Source organism: Frankia sp. CeTa3Moorea (assembly GCF_978021225.1).
Window position 1 is genome coordinate 1 of the sequence record NZ_CDXDOR010000178.1, and the last position, 8,177, is coordinate 8,177.

The window sequence follows — 8,177 nt, forward strand, 5'->3', positions numbered from 1 at the left end:
ACCTCCGGCCAGGACCGGGACCCGGTCAACAGCTCAACCGCACCCACCGACCAGTCCACCTGCGACGACGGCGCATCCACATGCAACGACGCCGGCAGAACACCATGCCGCAACGCCTGCACCATCTTGATCACACCCGCGACACCCGCCGCAGCCTGCGTATGCCCGATATTCGACTTCAACGACCCCAACCACAACGGCCGACCAGCCTCCCGACCCTGCCCATAGGTGGCGAGCAGAGCCTGGACCTCGATCGGATCACCCAGCGTCGTGCCAGTACCGTGACCCTCGACAGCATCGACATCACCCGCGGACAGCCCCGCGTTCGCCAACGCCCGCCGAATCACCCGCTGCTGCGACAGCCCACTCGGCGCGGTAAGACCGTTCGAGGCACCGTCCTGGTTCACCGCCGACGAACGGACCACCGCCAACACCCGGTGGCCGTTCCGCCGGGCGTCGGAAAGCCGCTCCAGCACCACCACACCCGCGCCCTCGGACCAGCCCGTACCATCCGCCGCGTCGGCATACGACTTGCACCGACCATCGGCGGCCAACGCGCCCTGCCGGGAGAACTCCACGAAGGGCTCCGGCGTCCACAACACGGTGGCCCCACCGGCCAGCGCCAGCGAGCACTCCCCGCGGCGCAGCGCGGAGGCAGCCAGATGCATGGCCACCAGCGAGGACGAGCAGGCCGTGTCCACCGTGACCGCAGGCCCCTCGAACCCGAACACATACGAGACCCGGCCCGACGCCACGCTCGAGGCGGTGCCGGTGGTGATGAAACCCTCCAGCTCGGGCGGCACGGGTGACCCGAAACCGGAGCTGTGCCCCATGACACCGGCGAACACACCGACCTCGCGGCCGGCCAGCGCGGTGGGGTCGATCCCGGCGTGCTCGATGGCCTCCCAGGAGATCTCGAGCAGCAGCCGCTGCTGCGGGTCCATCGCGAGCGCCTCACGCGGCGAGACACCGAAGAAGCCGGGGTCGAAGGCACCCGCGTCGGCAAGGAACCCGCCACGGTCGACGTGCGAGATGCCGGGCCGCTCATGGTCGGCGTCGAACAGGGCGTCCAGGTCCCAGCCTCGGTCGGTGGGGAAGTCCGTGGTGCCGTCGCCGCCCTCGCTGACCAGTCGCCACAGGTCGTCCGGGCCGGCGACCCCGCCGGGCAGCCGGCACGCCATCCCGACGATCGCGATCGGCTCGTCGGCGGCCAGCGACTCGTTGCCCGCGTCGGCGTCGAGGTCCGCTGCGGTGCCGGCGTCCGGGCCAAGGATCTCTGCCCGCAGATGCCGGGCCAGCGCGGCCACCGTCGGATGGTCGAAGGTGATCGTGGCCGGCAGGGCGAGGCCGGTCGACGCGGCGAGGCGGTCGCGGAGCTCGACCACAGCCACCGATGACAGTCCCAGGTCACGGAAAGCCCTGGCCGCGCGCAGGTCGTCGTCCGCTCCAGGCCGGCGCAGGACGTCGCGGGCGTGGCCGCGGACCAGCTCCTCCAGTGTCTCCAACTGGACGCGACGGCTCATCCCGCCCAGGCGGGCCTGCAGGGCGCCGGTGACCGCGGCGTCCGGTGCGGCGGTCGCGGGCGTAGCCGGCTCGAGGTCACGCAGGATGCCGGGCGCCGGCGTTCCCGGTGGCAGCCGCAGGCCGACCAGGGCGGCCTTGCCACTGCCGAGGGCGAGGTCGACGGCGGCGAGAAAAGCCTGCGGGTCATCGCCGTCGCCGCCGTCGTCAGTGGCCGGCCAGGCCAGCAGCGTGGCCGCCCGGCCGCCCTGGCATCGCCGGTCGACGAGGGCTTGGGCCTGCCGCCCGACGTGTGCTTCCGGCGCGTCCACACCCGGGGCGCCCAGCAGGAACGCGGAGTCGGTCACCACGAGGAAGGCCGTCGCGTCCGGGAGAGCGTCATCCAGGGCCCGGCCGAGCTCGTCGTCCGGTGCGGTGTGGACCACCGTGACCGGTCCGGCCAGGCCGTTCAGACCGGCCAGGATGTCACTGTCGGCACCCCCGTCGTGGGCACCGGTGAGTGCGACGATCTCGGCGTCGGCCAGCTCGGGGTCGTCAGGCACCGCGGCGGCGGGAAGGCCGGCGAACAGCACCCGGCGCACGCCGTAGCCGACGACGAACCGGCGCAGCAGAGCGGCTCCGCGCCCGCCGGTCCCGGTCCCGGTCAGGACGAGTGTGCTGTCCGGGCCAGGCCAGGCCAGCGGCCGGGGTCCACCTTCCACGGGCACCCAGGCCAGGTGGGGCTCCGACAGCCCGTCCGGATCGCCAACCGGCCGCCATCCGAGCTCGGCCAGTCCCTCGTGGCGGCCACTCGCCGCATACCGCGCCCAGGAGGGGAGATCGACCAGCCGCCGCCGGACGATCTTGCCGGACGGCGTCCGCGGCACGGCGGCCACCTCGCGGATCTGCTCGGGCAGCTTGTACGCGGCGAGCCGCTCACGGCAGCGCTCGATCGCGGCCCGCGGGTCGAGACCGCCCGGCCCGGGCACCACGTAGGCCACCGGCACCTCGCCGAGGACGCCATGCGGCAGGGCTGAGACTCCGGCGTCGGCGACCCCGGGCACCGTCCGCAGCACGGACTCGATCTCGTCCGGGTGGATGTTCTCGCCACCCCGGATGACCAGGTCCTTGATCCGGCCGCAGATCGTGAAGTAGCCGGCGTCGTCCCGGCGGGCGAGGTCGCCGGTACGGAACCAGCCGGCATGGAACGCCGCCGCCGTCGCCTCCGGGCTGTTGTGGTAGCCCACCATGAGGTTCGGCCCGCGGACCCAGACCTCGCCCTCCTGCCCCACCGGCCGGTCCTGGCCGGTGTCGGGGTCGACCACCCGGACATCGACGCCGGGCGCCGGCAGGCCGCAGGACCCCTCCACCCGCGCGCCGTCCGGCGGGTTCATCGTGATGGCGCCGCAGGTCTCGGTGCTGCCGTAGGCGTCGATGAGCGAGACGCCGTAGAGCTCCTCGAAGTCGCGCCGCAGCTGCGACCCCGTGACGGCACCGCCCACCAGGCCGATCCGGAGGTCTGGCAGGGTCAGAGCGCTTTCGCGGGCCAGCCGGACGAGGTGGTGATAGGTGGCGGGGACGCCGGCCACGAAGGTCGCACGGCGGGAACGCAGCTCGGCGAGCACGTCCTCGGCTGCGCGGCCGTCCATGATGTGGGCGCTCGCGCCGACCGCCGTCACCGACAGCACGCAGGCAATGTGCGAGAGGCTGTGGAACAGCGGCAGAGGCCAGAGCACGCGGTCGTCGGGCCGGAGCCCGGGAAGCGGCACGTAGCTGGAAGCCACCGACCACAGACAGTTCCGCTGGGTGGACAGCACGCCTTTGGGCCGCCCGGTGGTGCCGGACGTGTAGAACATGAAGGCCACTTCGTCCAGGCCCAGGTCGTCGCGGGCGGACGAGGCCGGATCGGTGGCCGTGAGCTGGTCGTAGTCGTGCAGTTCGGACGGCCCGTGCGGCATGTGCGGCTCGGAGCGCTCGCCGCCGGTCCCGGGCTCGCTTTCCTGGCTCCGGTCCGGGCTCGTGGCCAGGACAGTCATACCGTTCGGGCCGAGCTTCAGGAACTCGCCAGCATTCGCCGTGTCGGTGATCACGAAAGAGGCGCCGCTGTCGGCCAGCAGGTAGCCCAGCTCGGCCCGGCTGGACTGCGGGTTGACCGGCACTCCGACACCGGCGGCACGCAGGACGGTAAAGTAGGCCTCAACCATCGCGACCCGGTTACCCAGGCAGAGCAGCACGGGGTCGCCCCGCTGGAGCCCGAGGTCGGCGAGGTGCCCGGCGAGCCGGCCGGTCCGGGTGTGCAGGTCGGCGTAGGTGACGGAACGCCGGTCGTCGGAGAAGGCGATGCGGTCGGTGAATCGGGCGGCGTGTTCTCGGAGGATTTCGGGGAGCGGTCTGACCAGATCGTCACGCACGATAGCTACGACCTCCGTCAGGGGACCTGAGACTGAGAGTCGTTACCGAAAAAGACTGAGAGCCGTTCCTGAGCCGCGCTACCAGAACACTAGCAGGCGTTTGACGCCGAATACGGAACCCCTCAGACGCAGCGGGACATCGTTCGCCGATACGGCGAGCCGCAGCCCCGGAAAGGCCTCGAGCAGGGCCTGTAGGCCGACGCGCAGCTGGATTCGGGCAAGGTTCTGCCCGATGCACTGGTGCACGCCGTGGCCGAAGGCCACGTGGCCGGAGGTGTCCCGGTCGATGTCGAGCCGATTCGGGTCGGGGAACTTGTCCGGGTCGCGGTCTGCGGCCGGCAGCGACACGGTGACCGTGTCGCCCTTCGCCACGACGTGCCCGCCCAGCTCGACGTCCTCCGTCGCGGTGCGGAAGATCTCGTACTGGTTCACGGTCAGGTAGCGCAGCAGCTCCTCAACCGCGTTGTCCAGCCTGCTGGGATCTGCGCGCAGCGCGGCGAGCTGCTCCGGGTAGCTCAGGAGAGCGAAGACACCGACCGTGAGCGCGCTCTCGGTGGTCTCGTAGCCGGCAAAGAGCAACATGATCATCATGTTGTAGATTTCTTCATCACTCAGCTGGCCGCCGCTGATCAGCCGACTGAGGATGTCGTCGCCCGGATTCTCCCTCCTACGGCCGATCAGCTCCATCAGCCAGGGCATGAGCCCTCCGAAGGCGGCCTCCATCTCCGGGAACGTGCAGTCCGGGTCATGCATGACGGCGGGCGCATCAGCGTAGTGCTCCCGCTCGTCGTAGGGGAATCCGAGCAGCTCCGACAGCATGCGCAGCACGAACGGCCGGCTGAACGCCGACGACAGGTCGGCCGGCTGACTGCTCGCCTTCATCTCGGCGATCTGCTCGGCGGCGAGCTGCCGCAGCCTCGGCGTCAGCTGGCCTAACCGGCGGGCTGTGAACTCGCCGGTCACCATCCGCCGGTAGTGCGTGTGGTCCGGCGGGTCTACGTGGATGAACATGCCCGGCTGGGCCGGCACCGGTGGCACCGGCTGCCCGAACTTCGTGACCGGGAAGTGGCAGGTCTCCAGGCTGTGGCTGAACCGGGGGTCGCTGAGGACCTTCCGAGCAAGCTCGTAGCTGGACGCGAGCCATCCGATGTGGCCGTCCGGGTAGGTCATCCGGGTCAGTGGACGCTCCGGGCGCAGCTCGTCGAAGATGGCGGCCGGGTCGAACCGGTGGGTGCGGTCCCAGGGGATCTCGAACGAAACGGTGTCGGTCATCGTCTCTTCCCTTGGCCTAGATCGATGTCGCTCCGCTCACTGCGTCGCGAGTTTCCCGAGAGTCTCGTGCGCGGTGGCCAGGGACTTCTCGGCGATCGGCCTGAGCGCAGCCATCTGGGGCACGATCTGGGCGAAGGTAAGCTCGGAGTGGACGAACTGCAGGTCGTCAGCCAGGCCGATCGCGCCGAGCACGGCCGCCGCGTAGGGTTCCTGGAAATCCCAGCCCTCGCGCGGGGTGCCCGGGGCGTAGGAGCCGCCGCGGGCGGTGATCACGACCACCGACTTCCCACGCAGCAGGCCGTCTTCCGAGCCTGGGGCCACCATGTGGGCCGGCGTCACGAGTCGGTCGATCCAGGCCTTGAACGACGATGGAACCGTGTAGTTGTACATCGGGATCGCTATGAGAAGCGTGGTGGCCGCCCGCACCTCGGCTGTGAGCGCCTGGGTGAGCGCCTTGTCCTCCGGGCTGACGCCGTGCTTCTCGGCGTTGCCCTCGACGTCGGTCTCCGGGTCGAACAGCCACTCACGGACACCGTGAGTGATGTGCGGAACTGGCTCGGACCCGATGTCGCGATATACGTAACCGCCGCCAGGGTGGTTTTCCCGCCACTGGTCCGCGAAATAGCTGGACAGCTTCCGCGAGGTCGATTCACCCTGACGGATGCTCGCGTCGATGTGCAGCAAGGAAGGCACAGCCAACCTCTCACCTCGGTTCGGTGGATTACCCGCCCTCACAGAAGGAATTTCGAGCAGGCTTCCCGGTTTCTCGAAGGCTAACCTTGGTGGCTACCAGTGCGGCATCCCTCAGTCTGGTACGGCCTTCGATCGGATCCGGCCGCTTACGCGTACCCGCGGCGGACCAGCCGGGCGGCTCGCCGGGGGCGGTCACGCAAGCTCCCAGCCGGATGGCGACCCGACCGGCCGGACAGCCGCGCCGTCCGCCACCTCCTGCTTCTTGATCCGCTCCCACCTGCTGGCCAGCTCTACCCGGGAGGAGACGCCGAGCTTGCGGAAGATCTTCTTCAGATGGGCCGCGACCGTATGGGTCGAGATGAACATCTCCTGGCCGACCCGGGTGTTGGTCAGCCCCTGGCTGACGAGTTCGGCGACCGCGAACTCCGTGTCGGTCAGCTGCCCGACGCCGGCTCCGGAGACAGTGGCACCCACCCGGGGTATCCGGCCGCGCCGGACGCCGAAGTCCCGCAGCTTGCGGGCCACCCGGGAGCCGTCCCGGGAGGCACCAACTGCGAGGTAGTGGTCCGCGGCCTGTCTGAGCAGGTCCACCGACCCGCCGGACTCGGCCCCACGCTCACGCAGCACGGTTCCGGCGTCCTCGAGGGCCGAGGCACGGTTCCGTCGACCGATGTGCAGGTCGGCGACCGCCACCAGGGTCCGGGCATCGCCCTTGAACAGCGCACCGGCGTGGATCGCGGCCGCACGCAGCGCCCCGAAGGAGGGGTTGCGGGTCGACAGCACACGGACACGCTCGACGGCGAGCGCGGCCAGCTCCTCGTCACCGAGCCGGCGGGCTGCCCGTACCAGCCCGGCTGCAGCCTCGGGCTGGGCGGCCAGCAACTCCCCCGCCAGATGTTCGTTGGTGACAAGCCCGCGCACGAGCGGCGCGACGGACTCCGGCGCGTCGCGGACCTCTCGGACCTCGGCGGTGACCCACGCGCTTTGGCCTGGCATGTGCCGGGCCTGGTTCAGCAGGACACCAGCCATCAGCTGGTCGGTATGCAGGAGCGCGGTGTCGATGTCGGCCCGGCGCAGCGCCCGGCGGGCCAGGAGGATGTGGGCGATCGGCCGCATCACGTCCAGGTCGAGGCCGTCGAGCGCGGCAAGGGCGGCCTCGGCCTCGGCGGCGGCCTCGTCCATCCGGTCGCGGGCGAACTGTATCTCGGCCCGGCACATGCCGGCGGCCGCCCGGACCTTCGCCGCGGGCTCCCGGGTGCCGCCGGTGAGGACATCGTCCAGCACCTGCTTCGCCGTCTGGAGATCGCGGGAGTAGGTCAGCAGGAAGGCATACCAGACACCGGCCATCGGGCGGCATTCCCCGCCGTTGCAGGCTGGGCGCGGGCCCGTCACGGCGCGCCGGGCGAGGTCCAGGCCCTTGCCCAGGTCGCCGCCACGCCAGGCCCAGGCAGACAGCGTCACCAGCCGGTCCAGCCCGCACGTCAGGTTCTCGCAGCCCTCCATCGGCTCATGGACTTCGGACCCGTCACTCATGGTAAGCGCGAGCCCGACAACCGAATCCCGGGGCACTTCCATCACCTCTTCGTAGCCGTATGCCAGGGGGTCTGAGCGCGATCGGCCCGGTGACCCGGCCCGATCGCGTTGTCGGCGCACCCGGAGTGTGAGCAGATCGCCCGATGCCGCCGGGCACGGCTCGCCCTGGCCGAACAACCGGTGGGCTGCTGGCCTGCTCGTGGCAGATCGGCGACAGCACAGGGTCGGAGAAGGCCGGACCGCGCGGAGGGGCAGCGAGTCACCTCATCGGTACGCCGAAGGCCTCCTCCCGATCGGGCTCAGCATCCGTGCCGCCGGGATGCCGCCCGGCGTGGTCCCGTTTTGTTCGACACTTCCCGTACAGGCTCCATCGCCCCGCCTGGCTCTGTCAACGTCGCCCAACATCCCCCGCCGGGGCAGTCTTGGTTTGCGGTGAAGCAGGCAAGGGCGCGCCAACAGACCGTTCTTCCCGGATGCCGAAGACCGCGATCGACCCTGGGCTTCTTTCCCTCACGCGGCGTTCAGACTATCTGAGACCCTGGCCCACATCACCGCCCATAGGCCCCCGCACCGATACCGGCAGTTCGTTGGATCAGGGCGGTTGGGTAGAATTCCTGCCGTTTCGCCTGCCGTGGTCCCCGGTGTCCGCGGTCGGGGCGTTCAGATAGCCAGACCCAGCAGAGCAAGAACGCACAGAAAAAGAGGTCCGGTGCCGGACGATAGCCAGGACGGAGCGAACCTGGAAAGCGACCAGACAAGTTCGTCCTT

At 70.3% G+C, this 8,177-nt stretch carries 4 protein-coding genes; all 4 read right to left on the reverse strand.

The annotated features are described in order from the left end of the window. Window positions 1-3,911 (reverse strand): AMP-binding protein (locus AC08OV_RS21385; RefSeq protein WP_476620188.1); only part of this gene is annotated, 3,911 nt, incomplete at its 3' end. 78 nt (window positions 3,912-3,989) lie between these two features. Beyond that, window positions 3,990-5,183, reverse strand: coding sequence for a cytochrome P450 (locus AC08OV_RS21390; protein WP_476612987.1), 1,194 nt, complete (start codon window positions 5,181-5,183; stop codon window positions 3,990-3,992). A 36-nt stretch (window positions 5,184-5,219) separates the two neighbouring features. Next, entirely contained in the window at window positions 5,220-5,876 is a 657-nt protein-coding gene (locus AC08OV_RS21395; RefSeq protein WP_476612986.1) for an FMN-dependent NADH-azoreductase, read from the reverse strand. Window positions 5,877-6,068: 192 nt separating this feature from the next. Next, the gene (locus AC08OV_RS21400) at window positions 6,069-7,409 is read right to left on the reverse strand and encodes a helix-turn-helix transcriptional regulator (protein WP_476612985.1); all 1,341 of its coding nucleotides are present in this window, start codon (window positions 7,407-7,409) and stop codon (window positions 6,069-6,071) included. Window positions 7,410-8,177: the final 768 nt, after the last annotated feature.